Origin of the sequence: Methanoculleus sp. UBA430 (assembly GCF_002506585.1) — an archaeon.
GTDB lineage: Archaea > Halobacteriota > Methanomicrobia > Methanomicrobiales > Methanoculleaceae > Methanoculleus.
Genome location: NZ_DAXW01000016.1, coordinates 152,012 through 177,509, shown reverse-complemented (window position 1 = coordinate 177,509; position 25,498 = coordinate 152,012). Strand labels below are relative to the sequence as shown.

General features: G+C 60.3%; 23 protein-coding genes and 2 tRNA genes. 16 read left to right on the top strand and 9 right to left on the bottom strand.

Going from position 1 to position 25,498, the window contains the following annotated elements; translation table 11 throughout:
• Positions 1 to 120: 120 nt before the first annotated feature.
• Positions 121 to 639, bottom strand: coding sequence for an acylphosphatase (locus tag BRA49_RS12625; protein WP_292386475.1), 519 nt, complete (start codon positions 637 to 639; stop codon positions 121 to 123).
• Between the two features lie 367 nt (positions 640 to 1,006).
• On the opposite strand from BRA49_RS12625, the gene BRA49_RS12620 reads away from it, so the two are divergent.
• Positions 1,007 to 1,591, top strand: coding sequence for a GrpB family protein (locus BRA49_RS12620; RefSeq protein ID WP_292386474.1), 585 nt, complete (start codon positions 1,007 to 1,009; stop codon positions 1,589 to 1,591).
• A gap of 134 nt (positions 1,592 to 1,725) precedes the next feature.
• On the opposite strand, the gene BRA49_RS12615 is transcribed toward BRA49_RS12620, so the two are convergent.
• Genes BRA49_RS12615 through BRA49_RS12600 form a run of 4 tightly spaced genes read right to left on the bottom strand, consistent with a single transcriptional unit; the run spans position 1,726 to position 6,692 of the window.
• Positions 1,726 to 2,763 carry a type II secretion system F family protein gene (locus BRA49_RS12615; RefSeq protein ID WP_292386473.1) on the bottom strand — a complete coding sequence of 346 codons (1,038 nt, stop codon included), beginning with the start codon at positions 2,761 to 2,763 and terminating at the stop codon, positions 1,726 to 1,728.
• Positions 2,764 to 2,765: 2 nt separating this feature from the next.
• Entirely contained in the window at positions 2,766 to 3,689 is a 924-nt protein-coding gene (locus BRA49_RS12610; protein WP_292386472.1) for a type II secretion system F family protein, read from the bottom strand.
• Positions 3,686 to 6,067 carry a type II/IV secretion system ATPase subunit gene (locus BRA49_RS12605; RefSeq protein WP_292386471.1) on the bottom strand — a complete coding sequence of 794 codons (2,382 nt, stop codon included), beginning with the start codon at positions 6,065 to 6,067 and terminating at the stop codon, positions 3,686 to 3,688. The genes BRA49_RS12610 and BRA49_RS12605 overlap by 4 nt, the downstream gene beginning before the upstream one ends.
• Positions 6,054 to 6,692 carry a hypothetical protein gene (locus BRA49_RS12600; protein ID WP_292386470.1) on the bottom strand — a complete coding sequence of 213 codons (639 nt, stop codon included), beginning with the start codon at positions 6,690 to 6,692 and terminating at the stop codon, positions 6,054 to 6,056. The genes BRA49_RS12605 and BRA49_RS12600 overlap by 14 nt, the downstream gene beginning before the upstream one ends.
• 361 nt (positions 6,693 to 7,053) lie before the next feature.
• Here BRA49_RS12600 and BRA49_RS12595 point away from each other — a divergent pair, with 361 nt between their 5' ends.
• The 6 genes from BRA49_RS12595 to BRA49_RS12570 all read left to right on the top strand — a co-directional run bounded on the left by BRA49_RS12595 (position 7,054) and on the right by BRA49_RS12570 (position 13,716).
• A complete protein-coding gene (locus tag BRA49_RS12595; RefSeq protein ID WP_292386469.1) occupies positions 7,054 to 7,857 on the top strand; it encodes an A24 family peptidase C-terminal domain-containing protein in 804 nt (267 codons plus the stop codon).
• A 6-nt stretch (positions 7,858 to 7,863) separates the two neighbouring features.
• A complete protein-coding gene (gene hisI / locus BRA49_RS12590; RefSeq protein WP_292386468.1) occupies positions 7,864 to 8,229 on the top strand; it encodes a phosphoribosyl-AMP cyclohydrolase in 366 nt (121 codons plus the stop codon).
• Positions 8,230 to 8,252: 23 nt separating this feature from the next.
• Positions 8,253 to 10,142: a PINc/VapC family ATPase gene (locus BRA49_RS12585; RefSeq protein WP_292386467.1), complete on the top strand. Its 1,890-nt coding sequence runs from the start codon at positions 8,253 to 8,255 to the stop codon at positions 10,140 to 10,142.
• A 42-nt stretch (positions 10,143 to 10,184) separates the two neighbouring features.
• Positions 10,185 to 12,962: a leucine--tRNA ligase gene (leuS, locus tag BRA49_RS12580; protein ID WP_394339125.1), complete on the top strand. Its 2,778-nt coding sequence runs from the start codon at positions 10,185 to 10,187 to the stop codon at positions 12,960 to 12,962.
• A 154-nt stretch (positions 12,963 to 13,116) separates the two neighbouring features.
• A complete protein-coding gene (locus BRA49_RS12575) occupies positions 13,117 to 13,383 on the top strand; it encodes a DUF3795 domain-containing protein (RefSeq protein ID WP_292386466.1) in 267 nt (88 codons plus the stop codon).
• Between the two features lie 6 nt (positions 13,384 to 13,389).
• On the top strand, positions 13,390 to 13,716 hold the full coding sequence (locus tag BRA49_RS12570) for a TfoX/Sxy family protein (RefSeq protein ID WP_292386465.1): 327 nt from the start codon (positions 13,390 to 13,392) through the stop codon (positions 13,714 to 13,716).
• A gap of 71 nt (positions 13,717 to 13,787) precedes the next feature.
• Here the strand turns inward: BRA49_RS12570 and BRA49_RS12565 are convergent, their stop codons facing one another.
• Positions 13,788 to 14,114 carry a DUF5611 family protein gene (locus BRA49_RS12565; RefSeq protein ID WP_292386464.1) on the bottom strand — a complete coding sequence of 109 codons (327 nt, stop codon included), beginning with the start codon at positions 14,112 to 14,114 and terminating at the stop codon, positions 13,788 to 13,790.
• A gap of 59 nt (positions 14,115 to 14,173) precedes the next feature.
• On the opposite strand from BRA49_RS12565, the gene BRA49_RS12560 reads away from it, so the two are divergent.
• The 5 genes from BRA49_RS12560 (at position 14,174) to BRA49_RS12540 (ending at position 16,582) form a co-directional block, all read left to right on the top strand.
• Positions 14,174 to 14,887 (top strand): proteasome assembly chaperone family protein, encoded by a 714-nt coding sequence (locus BRA49_RS12560; protein WP_292386463.1) that lies wholly within the window; start codon positions 14,174 to 14,176, stop codon positions 14,885 to 14,887.
• A gap of 6 nt (positions 14,888 to 14,893) precedes the next feature.
• Complete coding sequence (locus BRA49_RS12555) at positions 14,894 to 15,283, top strand: DUF473 domain-containing protein (protein WP_292386462.1); 390 nt, start codon at positions 14,894 to 14,896, stop codon at positions 15,281 to 15,283.
• Positions 15,284 to 15,406: 123 nt separating this feature from the next.
• Positions 15,407 to 15,481: transfer RNA gene (locus tag BRA49_RS12550), tRNA-Arg, on the top strand.
• Between the two features lie 241 nt (positions 15,482 to 15,722).
• Positions 15,723 to 15,950, top strand: a complete 228-nt coding sequence (locus BRA49_RS12545) for a YunC family protein (protein ID WP_348532098.1) — start codon at positions 15,723 to 15,725, stop codon at positions 15,948 to 15,950.
• Positions 15,951 to 16,060: 110 nt separating this feature from the next.
• Positions 16,061 to 16,582: a hypothetical protein gene (locus BRA49_RS12540; protein WP_292386461.1), complete on the top strand. Its 522-nt coding sequence runs from the start codon at positions 16,061 to 16,063 to the stop codon at positions 16,580 to 16,582.
• Here the strand turns inward: BRA49_RS12540 and metG are convergent.
• Complete coding sequence (gene metG / locus BRA49_RS12535; RefSeq protein WP_292386459.1) at positions 16,557 to 18,551, bottom strand: methionine--tRNA ligase; 1,995 nt, start codon at positions 18,549 to 18,551, stop codon at positions 16,557 to 16,559. The genes BRA49_RS12540 and metG overlap by 26 nt on opposite strands.
• Before the next feature lie 42 nt (positions 18,552 to 18,593).
• Between metG and BRA49_RS12530 the strand changes: the two genes are divergently transcribed.
• Positions 18,594 to 19,379, top strand: a complete 786-nt coding sequence (locus BRA49_RS12530; RefSeq protein WP_292386457.1) for a hypothetical protein — start codon at positions 18,594 to 18,596, stop codon at positions 19,377 to 19,379.
• Here the strand turns inward: BRA49_RS12530 and BRA49_RS12525 are convergent.
• Positions 19,366 to 20,340, bottom strand: a complete 975-nt coding sequence (locus BRA49_RS12525; protein ID WP_292386456.1) for a DHH family phosphoesterase — start codon at positions 20,338 to 20,340, stop codon at positions 19,366 to 19,368. The genes BRA49_RS12530 and BRA49_RS12525 overlap by 14 nt on opposite strands.
• Positions 20,341 to 20,476: 136 nt before the next feature.
• Between BRA49_RS12525 and BRA49_RS12520 the strand changes: the two genes are divergently transcribed.
• The 3 genes from BRA49_RS12520 (at position 20,477) to BRA49_RS12510 (ending at position 23,928) form a co-directional block, all read left to right on the top strand.
• Positions 20,477 to 20,550 (top strand) — tRNA-Phe (locus tag BRA49_RS12520).
• Positions 20,551 to 20,668: 118 nt separating this feature from the next.
• Positions 20,669 to 21,319, top strand: a complete 651-nt coding sequence (locus BRA49_RS12515; RefSeq protein WP_292386455.1) for a phosphoribosylanthranilate isomerase — start codon at positions 20,669 to 20,671, stop codon at positions 21,317 to 21,319.
• A 188-nt stretch (positions 21,320 to 21,507) separates the two neighbouring features.
• On the top strand, positions 21,508 to 23,928 hold the full coding sequence (locus BRA49_RS12510; protein WP_292386454.1) for a PAS domain S-box protein: 2,421 nt from the start codon (positions 21,508 to 21,510) through the stop codon (positions 23,926 to 23,928).
• Between the two features lie 105 nt (positions 23,929 to 24,033).
• Here the strand turns inward: BRA49_RS12510 and BRA49_RS12505 are convergent, their stop codons facing one another.
• Complete coding sequence (locus BRA49_RS12505; RefSeq protein WP_292386453.1) at positions 24,034 to 25,278, bottom strand: ferritin-like domain-containing protein; 1,245 nt, start codon at positions 25,276 to 25,278, stop codon at positions 24,034 to 24,036.
• Positions 25,279 to 25,498 lie beyond the last annotated feature (220 nt).

Here is a 25,498-nt window from a genome sequence, read left to right as displayed (position 1 = left end):
TCGTGAGTACGGGGGACTGGAGAGTGCGATTACTGGGGCGCCGGGAGTTCAAGCACCCCCGGGCGGGATCCGAAGAGAGCCGGCAGGCTTCAGCATATCGAGGACAGAAAATAAGGGTCTTTAGAGCAGACCGATCTTTGCTTTGATCTGCTGGATATCCTGTTCCATTGCAGATAATTTCTGATCGAGGTGGGAACGCAGATCGGTACGTAGGTCGTGGATCTCGCTTGTGATCGATGTCTCCATCCGGTCCATCTTCTGAAGTATCTGATCATTCTTCTCAAGCAGACTATCCTGCTTTCTATCGATGCTGATAATTGCAGGAATACCTTTGGAGAGCTGCTCGATCTGGATTACATGCATATAGTCAGCTACCGAGACGACATACCCCTCATATGATTCAAACGCAACATCGGAGACAACTGCATCCGGCAGGCACTCCTCCCGGATTATGGAACTGAGTGCATCCACCTGCCCGGGCTCGCCTTCATATTGCACCACCACCTGATCGGCGCCGTTCTGAATCCGATTTCTTACGTTGAACTTCTGGAATCCCAGTTCAAGGGATCTCTGGAGCAGGAACACCCGGTAGCCCACGTTATAAACGCGTTTACCGGTGATGACTCCCTGCATCTTCATGGCTGAATATCGTTTCTGAGAGATAAAATAGTCTCTGAAGTGATGCGATCAATTGCAATTCCATCTCTCCATCGCAGTCGGAGGCCTTATCCGGTTCACGTGCAGTTTTCCCGTAATCCGCCGCCCGCATCTGATGGTACTCATCCTGATCTGCTGGTGGCGATGATAAACGACCATTGAGCGGTTCGGGATGGGAATACATTGAGCACAAAACAGCGGTCAGGGATAAATAGATGCAAAAAGGGGGATTCCAGCCAGAACCTCGACAAAAAGGGAAGATAGGCATATCTATGGACGTAACGGGACTGACACCGCTACCATCAACCGGAGCCATACAGATATGGATGACCGGCCCGATTGATAGAAGATGAACGAAAGGGAACTATATCCGACGGACGCAACGACGCTCGATTACATCAACGTAACCGTCGTCGATTATGACTCTCTCTGGCCGGAACTCTTCCACACAGAAGCTCGCCGGATAGAGGATATCCTGAAAGACAATAGGGTGGAGATATTTCACATCGGCAGCACTTCGGTCCCCGGGCTCAAAGCAAAACCGATCATCGATATCATGCCGGTCGTACTTGATATCGAGCAAGTTGATGGGTGTTTGGGGCAGTTTGAGGCTATCGGCTATGAAGCGATGGGTGAACTCGGGATACCCGGACGGAGATACTTCCGCAAAGGCGGGCACAACCGCACCCACCAGATACATGCCTTCCAGTACGACAACGTCTATGCTATCACAAGGCATCTGGCGTTTCGGGACTACCTGAGGTCCCATCCCGATGTCGGTGCCGCGTATGCCGCTCTCAAGTCGGAGCTCGCCATGCGGTATCCGAACAATATAGGGCGATACTGCGACGATAAAGATAGTTTTGTAAAACGTGTGGAACGCGATGCGTTGCAATGGTACTGGAAACGATACGATGCGATCGGCCGGTGGTAGGCTCCTTAACCGGACGCCCGATATCGCTTCGGACCACGCAGGCCTGAACTCCCACAATTCCCGGCTGATAATGACGGGTGTCGCCAAACACCGGCCACCCGGCCATCATAAAAAAAGAAACACCATTCCGACCTTTAGATAAAGAACCGGAACGCAACCCAGGCGATCAGCACCATGACGGCGGAATATTTCAACCCCGCGAGCACCCGGCCTTCCCCCATGACACCCGCTGCAAGCCCCGAGAAGAATCCCTGGATCAGCCCGGAGTGGCAGAAGATCCGGTTATAGAGGAAGAGGTCAACGGTGCCTATGAACGCCTGGCTCGAACCGGACACCGCGACCGCCTCGCCCGCCTCCGCCATGGTGGTGAGGAAGGTGCTCGAGAGCACCCCTATGACGAAGAGGAAGACGAAGAACGACATCACAACGATGATCATATAGATCATCATACCGGTCTGCCGCTCCGACTTCAGGTTGAAAAACTCGTAAGCGTCGTGGGCCGCCGCCCGCAACACCTCGCTCACGTCCCCGCCCGCAGAACTCGCGTGGGCGATCAGGTCGACGCTCCGCTCGGCAAGCGGGGTGTTCACGGTCTTCCCGAACCGGCGGATGGCTTCCACAAACGGGACGCCCCAGGAGATCTCAGTATCGAGCTTGCGGATGTGCGGTGTAAGCGCCCCGTACTCGCCCTCCGAGACGATATGGACGGCGTGCGGAAGCGTCATGCCTGAGTCGTTCATCCCGGCCACGTCCCGGAAGAAGTTCGGGAGGGACGCCTCGATGCTCGATACCCGCAGCGACTCCTTGAGGTCGAAGATCGCGAGCGGCACGATGGCGATGAGGAGCGAGAAGACAATGACGTCGTCGACCATCGTCGTCATGAAGAGGACGCCGACACCGTAGGAGAGTATCAGGCTCACGGACCCTCCGATGAGGAGGAGGAGTGCCACCGGGATGGAGATGAAGAGAACAGTAGCAGGCTCCTCTATCATCACCCGGAGCGGGTGCTTGAGGAACCGGTAAAACCCTTCCTGGTACTTCCGCCGGTTCTCAATCTTCCCGAAGATCTCCTGTTCCCGCTCCTCGTACGGATCGGGCTCCTGGGCGCCCTCAACCGGACCACGGTTCGGGAGCCGATTCAGAAAGTCGTCAACGATCTCTTTGAATCCCACGATCACACCTCCGGCGTCATGGAACTGATCAGGATGACGAACATCATGCTCCCGAACGGCACGATCAGGTAGATGATGATGTAGAGGAAGAACGGATTCGAGTCGCCGGAGATGAGCGTCATGATCGACTGCAGGATGATCAAAAAGAGCATGCCCGCAACCATCGCCGTGACATAAGACTCCGCGATCAGGCCGAGCGTCTCAAGGAATGTCTTCTGCTGCTGGTTATTCTCGAGCGTATACTGGTGAGCCTTGGAGCGGAAATACTCCGTAAGGTTGCTCCCGCTCGAGATACTCGCAACAGCCCCCTGCAGGAACTCCCGCATCCGCTCGCTCGGCGTCGCCTGTGAGACAGTCCGCAGGGCATCAAGGAGGTCTTTGCCGAAGAAGTCGGTCTCCCGGGAGACATAACGCGCCTCGACGGCGCTCTCACCGTAGATCTTGCTCTGACCGAGCAGCCGGAAGACCTCGTCGGGGGTGATCCCCGCCGAGGACATGGCGGTGACGTAGTTGACGGCGTACGGGAGGGTGGTTTCGATATTTCGGCGACGCTCCCCGGCTCGTATGCCGGGATAGAGGAGGTAGATCAGGTAGGCTATCCCCCCGAAGATCAGGAGGGAGAGGACCGTGATAACGACGGTGCCGATCAGGAGCTTGTAGTCGTTTAACGCGTAAAAGACCTCCGGGACCGCTCCCTTGTAGGTGATCATCTCGGGGACCCGCAAGAGATAGGTCAGGAGCCCGATGAGGACCGCAGCGACCAGCCCCACGACGATCGAGGAGACGTACGCGGTCGCAAGGTAGGCCTCAAACGGCGTATTCATCCGGGCTCCCACAAGATCGTTCCTGAGTTTAATGAAGTCCGCCCGTTTCCCCTTCAAGTCATGGCCGATCAGGTTGAAGCAGAACCGCTCGTAACCGTTCATGCCAGGCCACCGTCCTCTCCGTAGAGGTCGGAACGCACGCGCTCGATGACTGTCTCGGGGTCGCGGAAGTAGGAGACCAGGATCTTGCTCACGTCACGGAAGTATCGGATCTTCTTGATGCGCATCCATTCGAGCACCTCCTGCCGCCGTTTCAGTTCTTCCTGCATCCGCTCCTCGCTCCATCCACGGTCCTCCATGATCTGCTCGAGGATGTAGGATTTGCCGGAGTAGCGGATCTCGTCGGTTGCCGGGTGCCACCGGAAGACCTCGTTCGTGATCAGCTCGTTCGTCCGGGGGTCGATATCCAGGATCTCGATGAGTTGCTTGTTCCGCCGGATCCGTTGCCCGCCCACCCGGGCCTGGACCTGAATCGACATCAGGGAGAGCGCCGAGAGCATGTTCCGAGGCACGTCTATCGGCGGGTTCTCCAGGCGGTGGACGGCGCTCGCCACCGAGTCGGCGTGCATCGTCGCGTAAGTGACGTGCCCGGTGCTCATCGCCTGGAAGAGGGTCAGGGCCTCGCGGCCACGGACCTCGCCGACCAGGATGTACTCCGGGCGCTGCCGGAGAGCGGCACGCAGGAGTTCGTACATATCGATCTCGCCCCGCCCGTCCTGCGAGAACGAGTCCCGGGTGATGCTTGGGATCCAGTTCGGGTGAGGGAGCTTTAACTCGCGGGTATCCTCGAGGGTGACGATCTTCGCGAGCGGCGGGATGAAGAGCGATATGGCGTTCAAGGTCGTCGTCTTCCCCGACGCCGTCCCGCCGGCAAAGATGCAGGACTTGGCGTTCTCGACCGCGAGCCAGATGAAGGCGATCCCGAGCGGCGAGAAGGTGTGCCACTCGATCAGGTCTGTGGGGGTGATGGGCTCTTCCCGGAACTTCCGGATCGTGAACGTCGAACCGTGAGCGGTCACCTCCGCCCCGAGCGTCATCTGGATACGCGACCCGTCGCTCATCGTGGCGTCCAGCATCGGTTCGGCGATAGAGATGTATTTCCCGGCCCGCTGCGCGAGTTTCGTGACAAACGAGTCAAGATCTGCAGCATCCCGATAGACGAGACTCGTCTTCATCGACTCATACGTCGTGTGATAGACGAAGATCGGGCTGTTCACGCCGTCGCAGGAGATATCCTCGATGTACTTGTCGTGCATCACCGGGTCGATCAGGCCGTCGCCGAGGAACTCCTTCTCCACGTGGTACAGAATCTTCTCCCGCCCGGGCGGCGTGAGGTGGATCCCATAATCGGCGATGATGGTGTTTGCCGAGTCCCGGAGCGCCTTCCTCGCTGCCTCACGGGTGAGGTCGCGGGTGGTGATGTCGAGCGTCTCAAAGAGGCGCTCCTTGATCTCCCCGAAGAGTTCCTGTTCTCCAGGCGTGAGCACGGGCTCGAGGACATGATAGGTATACTCGTGCGTCGTGCCGTCATAGGTCACCCGGACGTAAGCATACGGCTCGTTCACCGGGTAGAGCTCGATCTCCTCCAGCCCCGGCGACGGGCGCATGGAGAGATCGACAAGCGGCCCATGGAACGTGGAGTTGTACTCCTCGATCGCTTCCCCGGCCCCAGGGAACTGGAACTTCTTGAGGAACCCGAACCGGGGCTGCACGCCCTCTTCAGCCGGGATCGCTACCTGCGCCGCGGCTGCGACGAATGCAGGGGATGAGACAGTCCTGGCAAAGAGGTCGTCGAACTCCGATACAACCCGGGCATTGTCGACAAAGTCGAAATGGTGGTCGTCACGGTTGATATTCAGTTCCTCGACCGCGAATGTCGCACTCTTCGGGAGGATCAGGTCCGCCAGGTTCCCGAGGTCATCGACCGAGACCACGCCGGCGTTCAGGTCTTCATCAGGCCCGGGCTCATCGACGTCGAGCGTGTCAGCCTCCCGCCACCCCTTCATCCGGCTGAGGATACCGGAGGAGTCATTCTGCCGGGGCAGAATGGCCGGCATCTCCGGTCCTGCCTCGATACCCTCCGCCGCCGGCAGGGGGGGCGCTCCCCCGGCATCCGCCTCTACCCTGCGCCGTTCGATCCGGTTGAGGAGGGCCCTGACCGGATCCCCGCCGCCGGCTGCGTGCCGGTCTTCGGTACTCCCGGATCCCGTCACCGCGTCGATGAGCGAACGGATGCCCGCCCTCTTCGGCGCCGGCCCTGAGGTAGGCTCGGATTGCTCTTCGTCTCCGCCGGAACCGGAAGGATCGGTGTCCTGAGCCGCCTCTTCCCGGGTCTCCCCCTCGTCGGGGTGGGACAGCGGAGCGGTTTCATCAGACCCGTTCGTGGGATCTCCATTGCCGGCCTCCGGCCTCCCGGGTAGTGTGAAAAGGTTTCTGACCGCTGCTATCAATTCACGTTCTTCATCCTCATGTGCTCTCATCCTCTGTGCCCCCAATATCAACGCACGTTTCTACCTGAGGATCATGGAATTCGATGATACGCCGCGTCCGCTCTCCGATTCTATCCGAGACCACGCACATATAGCGCCCATTCAGTAGCCGGAAGCAGACCCTTCCACCGGAATCCGTCACATCACTTGTGATGACCAGTTTTCCTTTCCGGATCGAGACGTGGGCTCCGGCGAGGGGTGCCCGGCTGTCGCGCACGGTCAGGCAGAGCACCCCTACCCGCTGCCGGGTAGGCGTGCCGATGGTCGGGATGTCAAGGCGGCCGTTCTTCCTCAGGTGGCTCTTCTCGAAGACCCGGCACCGTGATACCAGCGCGTCGACGATCTGCGGCGCCACCAGATGGAGTTCGAACTCCTCCCCCCCGGTAAGGCGCAGGACCGCCGCGTCGCCAAAGAGTGTTCCCTTCTCATCGACAAATATGGCGCCGTCCGGTTCGCCCCCGAGGAGAACCAGGAAAGACGTATGCGTCTTCGCTTTGAAGACCCCGATACCGGTCGGAGGATGAACGGCGTTGTGGTGTAACAACTCGTCAAGAGTAAAACGCCCCTCATACGTCGACTGTAGGAGGATCTCGTCCAAAAGGTCGTTTATGTCCATGCACATCTTCAGGTATGGTATTATTATGCAGGAAAGGGGATTTTTACCCCCTGCCACAGTATACCTCATCACTATACTATTATTAATACCTTATGGTAGCCCGATCTCCATTCGAGTAAATGTTTGATTGAAAGTGTCGCATCCGGGAACCTGAAAGAGCCCATTTGCTGGCATAAATCTCACGAAATCAAGGGGTTTCAGGAAAAGCACCGATCGCAGAAAGAGCTAACCCAGGGACGCCCAAACCCAGGATAACATCATAGAAGACCCTGTCCGGCGAATGCGCGCCGAAACGGAAGCGATTCTGGATAAAAAAAGATCGCCAGAAATAAGAGATGAAAGGTGGATAGAGTACTGGCCCATGATTCTTCCGCCCGTGGTAGTTGTCCCGCTCATGGTTGCAGCGGCTGCGATAGGGGTCACGCTCATCTACGCGTCGATCCTGGATGCAAGAGAGCGGCGGGTGCCCCACAGGACCTGGCGTCCTGCACTCGCGATCGCGATTCCGGCCGCCGTCTGGGTATATGGACTGACCCTCCTCGCAGACTGGCGAACGGCAGCGGGGTACCTTCTTCTGGTCGCGGTCTTCTGCGGATTTTTCTACATCTTCCAGGCCGCAAACCTCTTTGGAGGAGCAGATGCGTACGCTCTCATCATCATCACCGCCTGCCTCCCGTTCTTCCCGATCGAACCTTACTTCGGTGCCTCGCCCCTCGGATTCTTCCCGTTTACGGTGCTGACGAACGCCGTGCTCATCAACATCGCGGCACCGGTTGCAATACTCGCAAAGAACCTGATCGAGGGCAACCGGGCCCCGCCATCCTGCCTCTTCACCGGCTTTCCCGTCGACGGAAAGTCGATCCAGAATGAATTCGGTTTTGTCATGGAGGATATCGAGGAAGAGGACGGCAAGCTGGTCAGGCGGTTCGTCGGGTTTACCGAGTCGCTTAAGCGCATCGTACGGGGGGAGCGGCGACTATACACGAAAGATCTCAGGCTGCACCCCGAAGATTACCAGGAGGAACTTGCCCTCTACCGGAAGGCCGGCAGGGTCTGGATATCTTACGGTATTCCATTCATCATACCAATTACGGCGGGATTCCTGGCTGCATTACTCGTAGGAGATATCCTCTTTGTTATTATGAAGACTCTAGCAGGAATGTGAACCAATATGAAGATACAATTTAAAGACGGACTGGTTCCTGTCATTGTGCAGGAGAAGCGAACTTGTGAGGTCCTGATGCTTGCCTACGCAAACACCGAAGCACTGGAACTCACCCGGACCACCGGATACGCGCATTACTACAGCAGAAGCAGGCAGAAACTCTGGAAGAAAGGAGAAGAAAGCGGGCACTTTCAGCGGGTCTGCCGGGTGCTCGTCGACTGCGATGCGGATGCGGTCCTCTATGAAGTAGAACAGACCGGAGCTGCCTGCCATACCGGCCATGCCTCATGTTTCTACCGAACGATCGAAGGGGAAGAGATCGCCGGAATCGTCTTTGATCCGGAGAAGGTATACGCTAATAAGGGTGAATGACCTCATTACTATGGTGATTTTTTATGAAAATTGTACCCGATACCAGCGTCGTGATAGACGGGCGCATAACATCGATGATAAAAACAGGAGAATATAAGGGCGCAACAATAATCATACCGGAAGCCGTCGTCGCCGAACTGGAGGCCCAGGCAAATCAGGGAAGGGAGATAGGGTTTTCCGGTCTGACCGAACTCCAGGAGCTCTTTCGGATGTCGGAGGATACTATCATAGAACTCCAGTTCTCCGGAGAGCGTCCGAGCCTTGACCAGGTAAAACTCTCGAGCGGCGGCGAGATCGACGCCCTGATCAGGAACGTCGCCCTCCTCCATGACGCCCGGTTCATCACGAGCGACCTTGTGCAGGCAGAGGTGGCAAAGGCAAAGGGACTTGACGTCACCTACTTACGACCGCAGATCGGGGACTTCTCGCCGCTCTCGATCGACCAGTACTTCGATGAGGAGACGATCGCGATCACCCTCAAAGAGCGGGCCCCGCCGGTGGCAAAGATTGGAAAACTCGGGGATACCCGCCTGGTCACCCTCCGGGATGCGCCGATGAACGAGTACGAGCTCCGGTCCATGGCCCAGGAACTCCTCGAGCGGGCAAAACGTGATCCGGACGGCTTTATCGAGCTCGAGAAGCGGGGGATCACGGTCGTCCAGATCGGGTCGCTCCGGATATCGATCGCCCGGCGACCGTTCTCGGACGGCATGGAGATCACGGCAGTACGACCACTCGTAGACCTCTCGCTCGACGATTACGACATGGCGCCGGAGATCAAGAAGCGGATCCTCGGGAACCGTCGTGGGGTCCTGATAGCAGGACCCCCGGGAGCGGGGAAGACCACGCTCGCCCAGAGCCTTGCGACATTCCTTGCCGACCACGACTTCATCGTCAAGACAATGGAGGCACCGCGGGACCTGCAGGTACCCGACCACATCACCCAGTACACGGCCCTCGACGGCAGCATGGCAAACACTGCCGAAGCCCTCCTGCTCGTCCGGCCCGACTACGTCGTCTTCGATGAGATCCGGAAGAACGAGGACTTCGGCATTTACGCCGATATGCGCCTTGCAGGGATGGGCATGGTCGGGGTGGTGCATGCCATGGAGGTGCATGACTGCCTCCAGCGGTTCTGCGACCGCGTTGGCTACAGCGTCCTGCCCCAGATCATCAATACCATCATCTATGTCGCCGAGGGCGCGATCACGAAGATTTACGACCTTGAACTGACGGTCAAGACCCCGGAGGGGATGCCCGGGGATACCCACATCCGCCCGGTGATCGTCGTCTACGAACACTCACGCCGGGAGCCCGAGATCGAGATCTTCCGCTACGAGGGAGAGACCCTGGTGATGCCGGTCAGCAAAAAAGACGTTGAGGCGCCCCCAACCGTTACGGAGGCCCCGCCCACCGCCGCAACGGCAGCAAAGCCCGAAGAGAACGTCTCCTGGAAGGTTGCCGAGAAGGAAGTTCAGCGCGAGATCGGGCGGTATACGACAGGACCGGTCGAGGTCCGGATCATCAGCGACAACAAAGCCGTCGTCTACATCGAGGACAAGGATGTCCCGGCAGCGATCGGAAAAGGCGGAAAGAACGTCTCTGCAATCGTGAGCAAACTTGGTATCGGTATCGACATCAGGCCGAGGAGCGAGCTTGAGGTGCAGAAGCCCGTCGAGGAGGAGATGCAACTTGCCGGCGGCATCAAGATCCGCCTCGATCGAAAGCAACTGACGATCGTCTCTCTTGAGAACAAGGGGAAGATCGTCGATGTCTTCGCCGGGAAAGAATATCTCTTCACGGCTACGGTGAACGAGGAGGGCGATATCCTCCTCGCCAAGAACAGCACGATCGCCCAGGAGATGATCAAGCGCTACAATGAGGGCGAGACGATCCGGCTGCGGCCGGTGTGAGGCGAACTGGAAGATGATTGAACCAAGATCAGGAGGCGTAGAGTGAGCGGACTGGACATGCGGAGTAACGAACGGGAATGGAGCGCCCGGTGGGAGCACGCGTTCGAGGCCGATCCGGCTGAGAAGGAGAAGTATTACCTGACCGTGGCATTCCCCTACCCAAGCGGGGCGATGCACGTCGGGCACGGGCGGACCTATATTGTCCCGGACGTCATCGCCCGGTACCAGCGGATGAAGGGGAGACAGGTCCTCTTCCCGATGGCATTCCATGTCACCGGCACCCCGGTCATCGGGATCTCAAAGAGGATCGCAAACGGTGATGCGAAGACGATCGGGCTCTACCGCGACCTCTACCGGGTGTCGCAGGACATCCTGGACCGATTCATCAACCCGATGGAGATCGTCCGCTACTTCTCGGAGGAGTACCAGCGGGTGATGCAGAAGTGCGGGCTCTCGATTGACTGGCGGCGGCGGTTCATCACCGTCGATCCCCAGTACAGCAAGTTCATCGAATGGCAATACGCGCACCTGCACGAGGAGGAGCACGTCGTCAAGGGTGCCCACCCGGTCAAGTACTGCCCCCAGTGCGAGAACCCGGTCGGCGACCACGACCTGCTCGAGGGCGAGAAGGCCGAGATCATCAGGTTCACCCTGGTCGTCTTTTCCTGGGGCGATGCCCGGGTCCCGTGCGCGACTCTCCGGCCCGAGACGGTCTACGGCGTGACGAACCTCTGGGTGAACCCGGACGTCACCTACGTGCGGACGATGGTAGACGGCGAGGAGTGGATCCTGAGCAGGGAGGCGGCAGGGAAACTCGCCCTGCAGGACCACGAGGTTCTGGTGACCGAGGAGATCCCGGGGACCGCGTTCATCGACCAGATGGTCTCGCACCCCCTCTCCGGCGAGGTCCCGGTCCTGCCGGCAACGTTCGTCGACCCCGACATGGGGACCGGCATCGTCATGAGCGTCCCCGCTCACGCACCCTTCGACTACATTGCGCTCCGCGACCTGCAGCAGCAGGGGAAGTACACGGCCATTCGGCCGGTCCCGCTCATCTCCGTCGATGGCTACGGCGAGATCCCGGCGAAGGACGCGGTCGAGCGGGCAGGCATCCGCGACCAGAACGACCCCGGGATGGAGGCGCTCACCCAGGAGATCTACAGCGCCGAGTTCTCCCGCGGGAAGGTCTTTGAGAAGTACGGCGGCAAACCGGTGCGAGAGGCCCGGGACGATGTAGCGGCGCTGATGATGGAGCGCTACGGCTCCATCCCGATGTACGAGTTCGACAACCGCCAGGTGATCTGCCGGTGCGGCGGCAGGGTCTATGTGAAGATCCTCCACGACCAGTGGTTCCTGGAGTACAGCGACCCGTGCTGGAAGGAGCAGGTGAAGACCCAGCTCGAGCAGATGGCGCTCGTCCCGCCCGAGGTGCGAACCGAGTTCGACCGGACGGTCGACTGGCTGAAGGACTGGGCCTGCACCCGGCGGGTGGGGCTCGGCACGAAACTCCCCTGGGACCCGACCTGGATCATCGAGCCGCTCTCGGACTCGACAGTCTACATGGCCTACTACACGATCGCCCACCACTTAAAAGCCATCCCGCCGGAGAACCTGACCCCGGAGGTCTTCGAGTACATCTTCAAGGGCGAGGGGAACCCCGAGACCGTTGACCGGGAGACTCTCGACCGCCTCAGGAGCGAGTTCCTCTACTGGTACCCCTACGACTACCGGTTCTCGGCTAAGGACCTCATCTCAAACCACCTCACGTTCCAGCTCTTCCACCACCGGGCCGTCTTCCCGGCGGAACTGCAGCCGAGGGGCATGGTGGTCTTCGGGATGGGCCTCTTGAACGGGGCGAAGATGTCTTCGAGCAAAGGAAACGTCTTCCTGCTCGAGGACGCCGTGGAGGAGTTCGGTGCCGATACCGTCAGGATGTTCCTTGTCGGGAGCGCGGAACCCTGGCAGGATTTTGACTGGCGAAACGAACTCGTCTCGTCGACAAGAAAGCAGATCGAGCGGTTCTGGAACACGGTCGATGAAGCTAGAGGGGTCCAAGACGCCTCCGATATCGATGCCTGGCTCGCGAGCAGGCTTCAGCGCCGCATCGAGAGCACGACCACTGCACTCGACTCGTTCCAGACCCGGCAGGCACTGCAGGAAGCGTTCTTCGGCGTGGAGGCCGACCTGAAGTGGTACCGTCGCCGCCTTCCCGAGGGCGCAACCGGCGGGGCCGTGATGCAGGATCTCTGCCGCACATGGGTGCGGCTGCTCGCCCCCATCATCCCCTTCACCTGCGAGTCGCTCTGGAGCGATATCGGCGGGGAAGGCATGGTCTCCTTTGCCCCCTGGCCGGAGGTGGACGAGTGCCGGGTCAATCCGGAGATCGAACTTGCCGAGGAACTCCTCGCACGGACGGTCGAAGATATCGAGTCGATCGTGAAACTCATCCCGATGGAGCCCGCGTCCATCAGCCTCTTCGTCGCCCCCGCCTGGAAACACGAGGCCTTCCGGATCATCGCGGCCTCGGCCGACAAGACGAGGGTGATGCGCGAGATCATGCAGAACGATGGAATGCGCAAGCGCGGCCGCGAGGCGACGGATGCGGCGAAGCAGATCACGAAGCTCGTCCTGAAACTCCCGCCCGAACTCGTGAAGCAGTTCGCGGCCTCCAGCCTCGACGAACAGGCAGTCCTCGAGGGCGCTCGCTCGTTCCTGGAGCATGAGTTCGGCGTGCCGGTGACGGTCCAGAACGCCGAAGCGAGCACGCACCCGAAGGCGTCGGGGGCCCTGCCCTTCAAGCCGGCGATTGTGATAGAATAGTACCCTCTTTTTTCTTCAGAGACGCCTGCCGGCCTTCGATTCACTTTCGCCCTGCAGGGATCAAGTAAATCCACCTGCCCGGAGACCGTGAATACGCCAGTGTGCGTCTCCGGCGGACTGTCCGCAGGGATGCAGAGAGGCAGAGTGTGGAGAGATGATCGAGTCAAGGTGCGGGATACTCTGCGGGAAGTGCGGATACCGGGCAAAGGCGGGCTGCAAGGGATGTAAAGCGATCGACAAGCCGTTCTGGGGTGAGAGTTGCCCCCTGAAAGTCTGCTGCGAGGCGAAGGGGATCGAGAACTGCGGCAGGTGTGATGTGTTTCCCTGCGAACAGCTGGTAGCGTTCGCGTTCGACGCGAACCAGGGCGACGGCGGGAGAAGGATCGAACAGTGCAGAACCTGGTGCAGGGAGGCGAGGTGAGTCCGTATGGCGTCGACGCCGGAGTTCGTGGAGTTCGTGGCCGAACAGCTCGGCGATGCCGGGGTCATCACCTACAGGAAGATGTTCGGGGAATACGGGGTTTACTGCAATGGGAAGTTCTTCGCCTGTGTCTGCAACAACCAGTTCTTTGTCAAGATCACGGAGGCCGGGAAGGAGTTCATGCCGGACGGCGAGACCGCACCCCCATACGAAGGTGCCAGACCGTACTTCCTGATCGACGAGCTGGACGACCGTGAGTTCTTGAAGGAACTGGTGCAGAGAACCTGTGCCGCACTCCCGGCACGAAAACCCGGAAAGAAGATGGACAGGTGAGAAGTAACACAACAACAGGTTGTAGAGCCCGCAAAAAAAGAAGTCATACCGGGCCGAAGAGAAGGAACCGGCTATTCCTTTCCTTTCAGGGCCTGCTGCGCCTTCTTCGCCCGCTCTTTTGCCGTATACCCGGTCACCTGCTGGAGGTAGTTCCGGAACCGGCGGTTGGTGTCGATGATCGTCTCATCATCGGCATCTTTGTTTGCCTCGGTATCAACGATCAGGGTCTTTCCCCCTGCACCGGACCAGACTTCAAGACGACGAAGCGCTCCGTAAGTGACTGTGTAGTGGCCGTCACCCGATGCCGCGGGTTCGGTCCCGAACTGGTCGCGAAGACCCTGAATCATGGATTCCGCAAGAGATTTCGTGTATCCGCGCTTGATCTGGTATTCCTGCATAATATTTTTAAGGGACAGCCAACTATGTTAAACTAATCCGAGGTTGAGTGGTTGGTTCCATGGATGATATAAAGGTCATATCCAGAGCGCTTGCCGGCGCCGAAAAAACGGTGTTGATCGGGTTCCCCGGCAGCGGACTCGTCGGGAGTATTGCCTTGCAGTACCTCGTTGAACAGATGGACTTCGAGCAGATCGGGACAATCACCAGCAAATACTTTCCGCCGGTCGCTCTCATGACAAAGGGCGTGATCAACGCGCCCGTACGCCTCTACGAGAAGGATAACCTCGCCGCGGTCATCTCCGACGTCCCCATCCACCCGATGATCTGCTACGAGGTGGCGAACGGCATCATGGACTGGCTCACCCGGTTTGATATCAAGGAGATCACCACGATTGCGGGGATCATCACGAACGAGCCGGAGAAGAGGGTCTTTGGAGTCGCTACCACTCGTGAGATCTTGCAGCGTCTTGAAGAAGAGACGATCATCCTCCCGATGGGGAGCCTCTCCGGCATCGCGGCAAGCATCCTCACGGAGTGCAAGACACGAGGCATACCGGGGCTCGGGCTTCTCGGGGAGACAGTGAACACCCCCGATCCACGGTCTTCCGCGGCCACGATCGAGGTCTTAAACAAGATCTACAACATCAGCCTGGACATCAACCCACTACTCGAACAGGCGGTGGAGATCGAGGCGGCCATGGCCCAGATCTCCGAGCAGGTGCAGAAGACCGAGGCCACCCCGAGAAGAGAGCAGTTGCCGATGTACGGGTGATTGGCCATGAAGCACACAGCATTAACAGGAATATCGCCGGCAGTCATTGCTGAACTCAAGAGCGGCAAGGCCCGCACTCTCGAGTTGAGCAGCGCCCACAACATCATCTCGCTGACCGAGACCGCCCCGGGGGAGTGCATCTTCATGACGTCGGTCAACGAGGAAGACCTCTCGCCCGGAGATGCGGGGATTATGGTAGACCTCCTCGTCCTCAACATCAGCATGAAACGGATCGAGTTCGTCAACCCGTTCTTCTTCGAGGAGCGGGAGCGGATGTCGGCCCGGATCAAGGTCCAGTTCCGGGGAACGACCATCGCCCGCGACGTGGAAGGGCGGAAGTGGGGAGATCCAACCAAGGTCGAGATCATCAGGTCGGCGTGTTACCGGGCCGGCTGATACACCTTTCTTTTTCGGTGCGACGGGCCGAAGAGCCGGAGCTCGAGCACCGCAAGGTGTGCACACAGCCGGCCCCTCAAAGAGTTAATATCCCCGGACCGCCAAAATGTATGGGAACCAGGAGGGTCTGTGGCTTAGCCAGGACATAGCGCCGGGCTTCTAACCCGGACGTCGGGGGTTCGAATCCCCCCAGGCCCGTCGGATTTGTGAGTTGTTCGCCGTAAGAGAAATACAGGCATCCGGTCCATGGAATACTCCTCGCTGCACGCGATAGAACCTGCCCAGTCAATGCAAAGATTCCTGCTAACGCACCCCCCGGCCGGAACCACGAAGTTGATGACGGCAGACGGCCAACGACATCCCATGCAGCACGAAACGGTCAGGCTGACCGGCAAAGACGCCGACGGGTACGTCATCCCCCCTCGGCCCGGTAAACCTCGTGGCGGTGGTGACCGATGCAGGGATGGTCGGTTGCGGCGCGTTCGACGTCGATGCGCTTGAGAAGTTCGGATACCCCGCAGCCCGTGTCAAACCCGCAGGAAGCGCATCCTCGATCGAGACCATCGAGGACCTCCTCCGCGGCGAGATCAAGGGGGCGAACCGGTATGCATGCGAGCGCGGGGTCGCCGTCGGCATGACCGGGAGAGAGGCGCTCGACCGCCTCTAGGACATCCGGACTAATTCCATTGATTTTTCTAAAACACGCCCCTGCTATCTCCTCGCCCTCCCCCACAGCACCCACAGTTTCAAATATAAGATGGTGCCCAATGGCTGCTCGTGAAACGGGGCCCCATCTCCACCGGAACGGCGACGGTCTGTGCCATCATCATAGCCACAGTGATGATGACCGTCGTCGCCGGAGTTCTCCTCCTGTCCGGCGAGACAGCAAGGATCACGGTCCCCGGGGTCTCTCCCGCCTCCCCGGTGGAGGCCGTCGCCAGCCATGCCGGGACGCCGGTGATACGGATAACAGGGAGCACGATCAACTTCACGGAGTGCCGGGTCTACCTCACCGACCCCGACGGAGTTCTCCATAACGTGGAGACCGCGATACTCGGGAACGCAACCCTCGCTGACGGAAGGGCTGCATACATCTTTTGTCTCCTTACAGACGACCCGGCCGCATCCGGCTACTGGATCACCGATGAGCCCAATATAGTCTTTTCAGCCGCCTACCATCCCGGCGTCCGGCCGTTCTCGCCCGACGGCGAGTGGCGGGTCGTCGTCTACGACCGGCGCTCGATGAAAAACAGGATCGACCGGGTCGTCCCGATCAACGGACCTTCGTCCCCGGACTGACCGGCCGGAGGGGGACCAGGAGGGAGGCCTCGTCCCCGGCGGCGAGGATCATCCCCCGGCTCTCGACCCCGAAGATCTTTGCCGGCGCGAGATTTGCGATCAGCGCCACGTCTTTGCCCACCAGCTCCTCCGGCTTGTAGAACTGGGCGATACCGCTGACGACCTGCCGCTTCTCGCCGCCGAGGTCGACGATGAGTTTGTAGAGCTTCTTCGAGCCCTTGATCGGCTCGGCCGAGATCACCGTCGCCGTCCGGATATCGAGGTTGCCGAACTCCTCGATGGAGACGGTGGGCATCTTCGGTTCGGCGGCCGCATTTGCCTTCTCGACCCGCAGGTTGAGGGTCGCATCAAGGTCGGCGATCTGCTCCTTCTCGATCTTCGTAAAGAGGGTGGAGGGCTTTTCGAGTGGACGGGCGCCGAGCGGCGCCGTGGCCTCCGCGATGGGGTGGGCCGCGAGATCGTCGTCGTAGCCGAGCATCGTCCAGGCCCGCTGCATCGCATCGGGCATCAGGGGCTCGAAGACGAGAGCGAGCGCTTTCACAATCTGGAGGCAGTCGGCGATCACCTGCTCCGCCGCGGCCGGGTCCTCCTTGATCAGCTTCCAGGGGGCGTTGTTCTGGATGTAGACGTTCCCGAACGACGCAAGCGCCATCATCGCATCGACGGCGTTCTTGAAGTCATAGTCCCGCATCAGGGCGTCGATGACGGAGAGCGACCGCTCGATCTCCTCGACGACCGCCGGCCGGGGCGCGAGGTCGGGAACACCCGAGAACTCCTTCTCGGCGAAGTACATCGTCCGGTAGATGAAGTTCCCGAGCGTCCCGACGATCTCGTTGTTCACCCGCTCGGCGTAGACCTTCCAGGAGAAGTCGAGTTCCTTCGTATGGTTCGTGTAGGAGAGGAGGTAGTAGCGGAGGTAGTCCGCCGGGAGGCCCTTATCCAGGTAGTCGTCGTTCGTCCAGACGACATAGCCGCGGGACTTTGAGAACTTCCTCCCCTCGATCGTGACCATCCCGCTCGCGACCACCGCGTGCGGGAGGCCGTATCCCGCCCCCTTGAGGAGTGCCGGCCAGAAGATGCAGTGGTGGTAGATGATGTCCCCGCCGATGAAGTGCGTGACACGAGTCTCGTCGCCGCACCAGTAGTCCTTCCAGTCGGCGCCCGCCGCTTCTGCCCACTCCTTCGTGAACGATATGTAACCGATAGGCGCGTCGACCCAGACGTAAACAACCAGGTCATCGCTTCCGGGGAACTTCACGCCCCAGTCGAGCGTCCGGGTGATGCACCAGTCGTGCAGGAGCTCCTTCACCCACCCAAGGGCGTAATTCCGGGCGGTGGACGTGCCCCGGAGGTCCGGGAGGTACTCGAGGAGGAAGTCGCGGAAGGCCGAGAGCTTGAAGAAGTAGTGCTCCTGCTCCCGGTACTCCGCCTTCCCGCCGCAGACCTTGCAGACCGCATCCTTGATCTCGCCGGGCTCCAGGTGCTGCCCGCACCCCTGGTCGCACTCGTCGCCCCGGGCGACCGCTCCGCAGTGGGGACAGATCCCCTCCACATAGCGGTCGGGGAGGAACCGCTCGCACTGCGGGCAGTAACTCTGGCTGATGGTCTTAGCGTAGACGTAGCCATTCTCGATGAGCCGCTCGACGATCGATTGAGTGGTCTCGTGGTTCATGGCATCGTCCGTCATCCCGAACCGGTCGAAGACGACATCCATCCGCCGGAACGTCTCGTAGAAGTGCTCGTGATAGCGCTCCGAGAGGGCGCGTGGGGTCGAGCCCTCCTGCTCGGCGCTGATCACGATCGGCGTTCCGTGGTTGTCGGAACCGCAGACAAAGACAACTTCCTCCCCGGACCGGCGCATATACCGCACATAAAAGTCCGCCGGCACGTAGGTCCTCAGATGCCCGATATGGCAGGGACCGTTCGTGTACGGGAGCCCACACGTTACCAGCAACGGCTTACCACTCATCCTTATCTACTCTGGTCACGATGCTAATAAAGATACCAGCGTATGGCACGACTGATTTCAATACCGGTTCGGTCCTTCGGCTCTGAAGTCGGGACGCCCACGATTCAGGAGATCGCGGAGTGGCTGAAAGGGAAGCGGGGGGAGGAAGCGGACCTCACCACCTACCGGCTCGAGCAGTCGCTCGCGACGCAGGAAGGCGTGGCAGTGCCGGCCACCGGAGGTCTCTTCTACGGCGAGCGGTGGCGGGGAGCCTTCCTCGGTATGGAGGACGGGATGCTCGTCAACGAGCCGGGGATCGACCCGTCTGCCGTGGCCGCAGATGCACGCTCCGTCCGGGCAAGGCGCAAAGATGTCTGGTTCTCCCTCCCGGCTCCCCACATGCTCGGATTTCGGGACGGCTACATAGAAGACGAGGAGGAGTTCTCCGAGACGATCGCGACCGCGTATGCCCGGCTCGCACGGGAGATGCGCGATCTCGGTGTGAAGGGGCACGTTCTGGTCGCGGATCGGGCAGACCCGATCGAACTCGAGGTACTTGCCGGCCGGAAGGTTCTCTTCTTCCCCCGGAGCCCGGGAGAGTTCGATCTGGAACTGCTGCTCGAGTACCAGGGCGACCTCATCCTCCCGGCAGAGGACCTCTCCCGGGCAGAGGACCTGATGGAGCGGTTCCGGGTCAGGAGACTCATCCTGCTCGACCCGAAGAAGGAAGACCTTGCGGTCGCCGCCGCGTTCGCCGACCCGGATATGCTCGTTGTCGGCGGCTACTGCGAGGACGGCTGCACGGAGTACTGGAAGAGCCTCGTCGACCGGGCGTTCATCCCTCGATAGACTCCGCTGTCTCTGCGAGGCTGCGGTAATGCCGGTTCCGCTTGACAAGCCAGAAGAGGAGGCGATCAAAGAAACTGAATTGAAACGTGCCCCCGGCCGCGTGGGGGTGGCCGCCGCCGGAGAACTCCCGGGCGATGAGGTGGCTGACCGGGGGGACGGAGCGGATCGAGAACCGGCCGTTTGCGGAGACGACCACCTCGATATCGGTTTTGAGTTCGTCGCGGATGGCGTGGGCGGTCTCGCTCGGGTAGCCATAGAGGGGGGCGAAGGCTGTCCGGTACCGGCCGTTCTCGATGATAGTGGTGTGCCGGAGGCTCTTTTTAATGTCGCGCTCCATCTCGCGGACGATCCGTTCGTACTCGCTCTCGATCTTCGGATCAAGGATCGTGCCCCCGACGAGGTTGTCCCGGACGTACTCCCGGAAGCCCTTCTGCATCACCACCTGACCGAGGACCTTCGACCGGGGATCCTGGTGTTTCCAGAGGTCGTAGTCGCAGACGACCCGCGCGATCTCCTCCGCCACCGGATCGCCTGCGGCAAGGTCGCGTGCGACGATCCCGGTCGCGCAGGTGCCGACATCGACATGGAGAAAGTTCGTCTTCTTCTCGACGGCACGGATCTCCTCATCCTTCCAGCGGTGGTGGTCCCGCCACTCGATCCGCCACCCGTTCGACCGCGCTTTGGCGAGCCGCTGCTCCACGCCCTGCTGGTAGCCGATATCCGATATGCTGAGGAGGTCGCCCCGTCCGGGCGAGCCGGCCACGGCGTCGAGGAGTGAGAGGAACCTGCCGACCGGAGACCAGACGGTGAAGACCTCTCCGTACTTCCTCCGGTGAATGGCGTCGCTCCCGACGGCGTCGAGGTCGTTGTGGGTGAGATGCACGACGGTCACCGTCCGCCCGGAGAGTGCCTGCATAAGATTTGCGCCCCGGGCATCCGGCTTTTTATCGCTCCGGTCCATTGTTCATATATCGGTGTACGACGTGATAAACAGGCGGTCTTGAGCCCCGTGCCGTCCCGCCGCCCGGCGCAGGGGAGGTGGCGCATCCAGAGGCACAGGATTTATTAGGGACAACTTACAACACTGTAAGGCAGGAGCCCCTGTAGCTCAGACTGGGAGAGCGCCAGACTGAAGATCTGGTTGTCCCCGGTTCAAATCCGGGCGGGGGCATCCCAGGCAACTTTCCTGATATCTTCCTTTACATAACGCCGATCGCCGCCACGGATCTGTCGTCGCGGCCTTTGATATCTGCAAATACCCTATCTGCCATAACGACAGAGAGGATCCGATGCGGGTTAAATTCTGTGGAACGACCAGTCTTTTGGATATGCAGTCCGCAATCGATGCAGGCTGCGATGCTGTGGGTTTCATCATGGGCGTGACGCATCAAAGCAGCGATTTCGTAACTCCGGCAGAAGCCGCGAAGATGGTACGCCATCTCCCGCCGTTCATCGAACCGGTCGCAGTCACCCACCTGCAGGAGACAGAAGACCTCATCGAGCTGGTGAACAGTTCGCACTGCACGACATTGCAGATCCAGAATATCGTCGAACCATCCGAGATCGACGTCATCCGCGATGCTCTCCCGTACCTAAAGATCGTGAAAGCCGTTCACGTGATGGACGAGTCGGCTATCGAGATGGGAAAACGCTATGAGCCCTATGCCGATGCGCTCCTCCTCGACACCAGGACCAGAGAAAAACTCGGGGGAACGGGGATCCCTCACGACTGGAATATCAGCGCGGCAATCGTCGCAAACTCGGCAATTCCCGTCATACTTGCAGGAGGGCTTACGCCGGAGAATGTCGCAGAGGCGATACGGAAAGTCCGTCCATATGGAGTCGATGTGCATACGGGCGTCAGGAAAGACGGGATCCGCAACCCCGAAAGAACCCTGGCTTTTGCCCGCGAGGCAAGAAACGCTCTCTTGGAATGTTGAGCGCCCGCATCGCCGCTACCGGGCAGCACCAGAAGGCAAAGTCTTTATGCAGCCGTCAGGTAGGAATGCAGATGAAGATTGCATCAGACAGAATCGGGCACGCTGGAACTTATTCTCCCAACTTTTATCAGAACTCATATCAGAAACTTCTCTTCCGAACATAGTCAGAATACCCGGGAGACCGTACCATGCACGCAACGACACCTTCGACCCAATCCGCTCCGGACCTTTCCCTCGACGAACTCGAGGACGGCCTGCTCCTGCTTGATTCCGAGAGAAGGGTCGTGCGAGTCAACCGGGCCTTTCGTCGCCTCCTGTCGCTGCCGGACGGCCGGGACCTCTCCGGGGCGAACGGGATGGCGCTCGTGCGCACCCACATCATACCGCTCATCGCTGACGCGGAAGCAGCAGGGCGGCTGCTCGCGGCGCTCCGGGCAGGGACAGTGCTCTCCAGACTGGAATTCCGGATCGCTCCCGACCGCTGGGTGGCGTGCTCGATCCGGGTCCAGGACGATGGCACGATGCTCCTTCTCGTCAGCGATATCACCGCGAGGAAGGAGAGCGAGGAGAAGTACCGGCAGATCGCGCAGGAGCACAGCCGCTACCGGGACCTCTTCGACCTCGCTCCCGACGGCTACTTCGTCTGCGACCCGCGAGGCGCGATCCTCGACGTGAACCGGGCAGGAGCCCTCCTCCTCGGCAGCGAGAGGGAGAACCTGATCGGGACATCCAGCCTGGCCTGCATCATCCCGGAGTGCAGGGAGACGTTCCGGGACCTCCTCACGCGCCTCAAGAGCGGTCCTTTCGAGCCCCTGCGAGGGATCGAGGTATGGGTGCAGCCCGCGGCCGGGGAGCCCATCCCCGTCTCCCTCTCGGTCACGGCCGTCCGTGACGACCGGGGGAGCCTTGCGGAGGTCCGGTGGCTCGCACGGGACATCACCCGGAGGAAGCGGGTGGATGCAGAGCGGGAGTGGCTGCTCGCCGAGAACCAATCGCTCGCCGTCGATCTCGCCGAAGAGCGCGACCTCCTCCGAACGGTCATGGAGTACACCGACGTCCACCTTGCCTACCTTGACGCGGAGTTCCGGTTCGTCCGGGTGAACACGGCCTACGCGGAGGGGTCCGGATACACGGAAGAGGACCTCCTCGGGAAACGGCACTTCGACCTCTTCCCGAACCCGGAGAACCAGGCGATCTTCGAGCGGGTGCGGGATACCGGAGAGGCGTTCAGGGTATTTGCAAAACCGTTCACCTACGAGACGCAGCCCGAACGCGGGAAGACCTATTGGGACTGGAGCCTCGTGCCGGTGAAGGATGCGGAGGGAAGCGTTCTGGGGCTGGTCTTCTCGCTCGCCGACGTCACGGAGCGGATGCGGGCCGAGGAGGAGGTCCGTATCCGGAATAGGAGGCTTGCCGTCCTGAACGCAGTCATCACGGCGTCGGCGTCCTCGTTCACCCTGGGCGAACTGCTCGACAACGCACTTGATGCGGTCCTTGATAATCTTGGTTTCGATATCGGTATGATCTACATGCTGGAGGGAAAAGAAAGGATCCAGGCGGTCCTCCGGTGCCATCGAAAGGTCTCCGAGTTCGCCCTGATGCAGAACCGGACACTCAACGCCCGCCAATGGCCCTACAACCGGGTCTTCGTCGCCGGCCAGCCATGGTTCGTCGAGGGGACGGAAAGTGCCGGCAGCCGGGAGCGGGACGTGCTCGCGGACTTCGAGGTCGCCTCCCTCGCCTGCATCCCGCTCGTTGCCGAGTCCTCCGTCGTCGGGGCGCTCATGCTCGGGAGCACCACCGGTCCGGAGATCCCGACCGCGACTCGCCAGATCCTCGTGGCGGTCGGCAGGGAGGTCGGGGCCGGGGCCCTGCGGGGGATACTCTATCAGAGGCTCGAGGCAGCGAACCGGGAGGCGAACCTCTACCTGGACATCCTCACCCACGACATCCGGAATGTCGACAACGTCGCGAACATCTACGCCGACCTGCTCATGGATATGCTCGGCGGGGAGGAGCGAAGATACCTGCAGAAACTCCGTGCCGGCATCAAGAAGAGCATGGAGATCACCGCCAACGTCGGGACCATCCGGAAGATCCGCGAAAGCCGGGTCAGGCTTATCCCGGTCGACCTTGATGAGGTGGTCCGGGCGGAGATCACCCATTACCCGGACACCCGCATCACCTACGAGGGGACGAACGTGACGGTCCTCGCCGACGACCTCCTGCCCGAGGTCTTCACGAATCTTATCGGAAACGCCGCGAAGCACGGCGGGCCGAACGTCGAGGTTGCCGTAACCGTCGAGGATGCCGACGAGGAAGGGATGGTCCAGGTCACCGTCGCCGATACCGGCCCTGGTGTCCCCGACAACGCAAAGGAGAGGATCTTTACCCGGTTCGAGCAGAGAAAGGCCGGCGCGAGCGGACATGGCCTCGGCCTCTCGATCTGCCGGATGCTGCTCAACCGTTACGGCGGCAGAATCCGGGTCGAGGACCGCGTGACTGGCCGGTCGGATGAGGGCGCGGCGTTCCGGTTCACGCTCAGAAAATCTGAGGGCGACGAACCCCGGGAGCACGCCGCGTCCGGGCACACCCCCCGGCAACCCTGATCCCGTGCGAAGATGCAAGAGGGTCAGGTGGTTCTTGTGCAAAGGCTGCGAGAGTTTAACTCGTGACCAGCCGCAGGGCCCTGTCCGTCGTAAAAAAAGGAGTACTTACCGGGCCGGCACCGCTGCCATCCCCTTCTCGACCCGGCGGGCCATCTCCTGCTTGACCCTCCGGATATTCTCCGCCTGGTCGCGCTCTACAAGGCTCGGGCCGGCTTTCCCGACGACTTCCTCGCTCGGAACACCCTTTGCGTTCATGACGCGCTGGTAGCCGAAACTTGCCCAGTTGTCCGGGAGGTCGCGCATCCGCATGAACTCCATGTTGTTCGGCGCAAGGTCGAGCTGGTTGTCGATGACGCTGTTGACGTAGTCCTTGTTCTGCTCGAAGACAACCAGGGGCCCGATGACGTCGGCCTTCACGAGATCCCGGATATCCCGCCCTTCGTACTGCTTCATGAGCCGTGCACACTCGTTGAAGTGCGTGATCTCCATCTTCATGAAATTCTCCCAGATCCCCCTGATCCTCGGATCGCTCTCTTGCTGTACAAAGGAGTAGTAGAGATAGGCCTCGTTGAGTTCCATCATCGCCATCTTCTCAAGCATCGTCTCGTTCGGGTCGCCGAGCAGCCCATACTGGGTCACGTGCTGCTCCTCGATCTCCGCGATCTCCGCATACAGCTGCCGTGCAATCTCGTCGGGGTACATGAACCCGTGCGCCCGGTAGTAAAGCATCGTCTGCTGCTCCCCCGCGGTGATCGTGATGTAGTTCATCTTCGTCTTGATATCGGCCGTATCCTTGTCGTAGTGTTTGCGCATCGAGTCAAAGGGGTGGCGGTGCTCGATGCTCGTCGGCCGGCCCGGCTTGACCTCGGTCTTGCCCTGGACGATCGCCTCCGGGTCGCCGCCCTCGATGTAGTCGTAGAGGCAGCTGTAGCGGTAGAGGTGGTCGAAGTCCTCGAGCAGGGCAAAGTCAAGCGTCTGCTTCACGTAGGGGTCCGGCTCGTTCTGCGCCAGGTTCGCGGTGAGGTCGACCGCCACCTGCTCGTAACCGAGGGTGGTCTCGATGATCGACTGGTCCGCCGGATTGAGCCAGTTGATTGTCTCTTGCTGCTGGGAGTCGATCCGCCGCATCAGGGCCATCGACTTCTTCACCTCGGGATCGGGGTGCATCCGCTCGATCGCGTGCGACATCAGGACAGCGTTGTTCTCGATACCGTTCATGAGGATGATCCGGGTCCGGGTGTAGGCGTCGACCGTCTTCTTGTCATACGGGGCCTTGATCATGTCCTTCCAGTTCATGGGCTGCTCCTCGATCGGCATGCCTTCCATATCAAAGGGTTTAAACTGAGTCATTCCTTTCTCCTCCACAATCCTCGCCGGTTCGTCGGCACTGGAATCTCCGCCGGTACGGCGGTGCAGGTGATTGAGTTACCCCGTCGTCCCGCACCCCGGAACTCCGGGGGTCTCCCACCATACCGGTCACATCATAAAAACCTGACGCCCGGGAAGAGGGGAGCGCAAGAAACACCTTCTTCCGACAACCCGACAGCACCGGCAGGACAAACCGACCAGG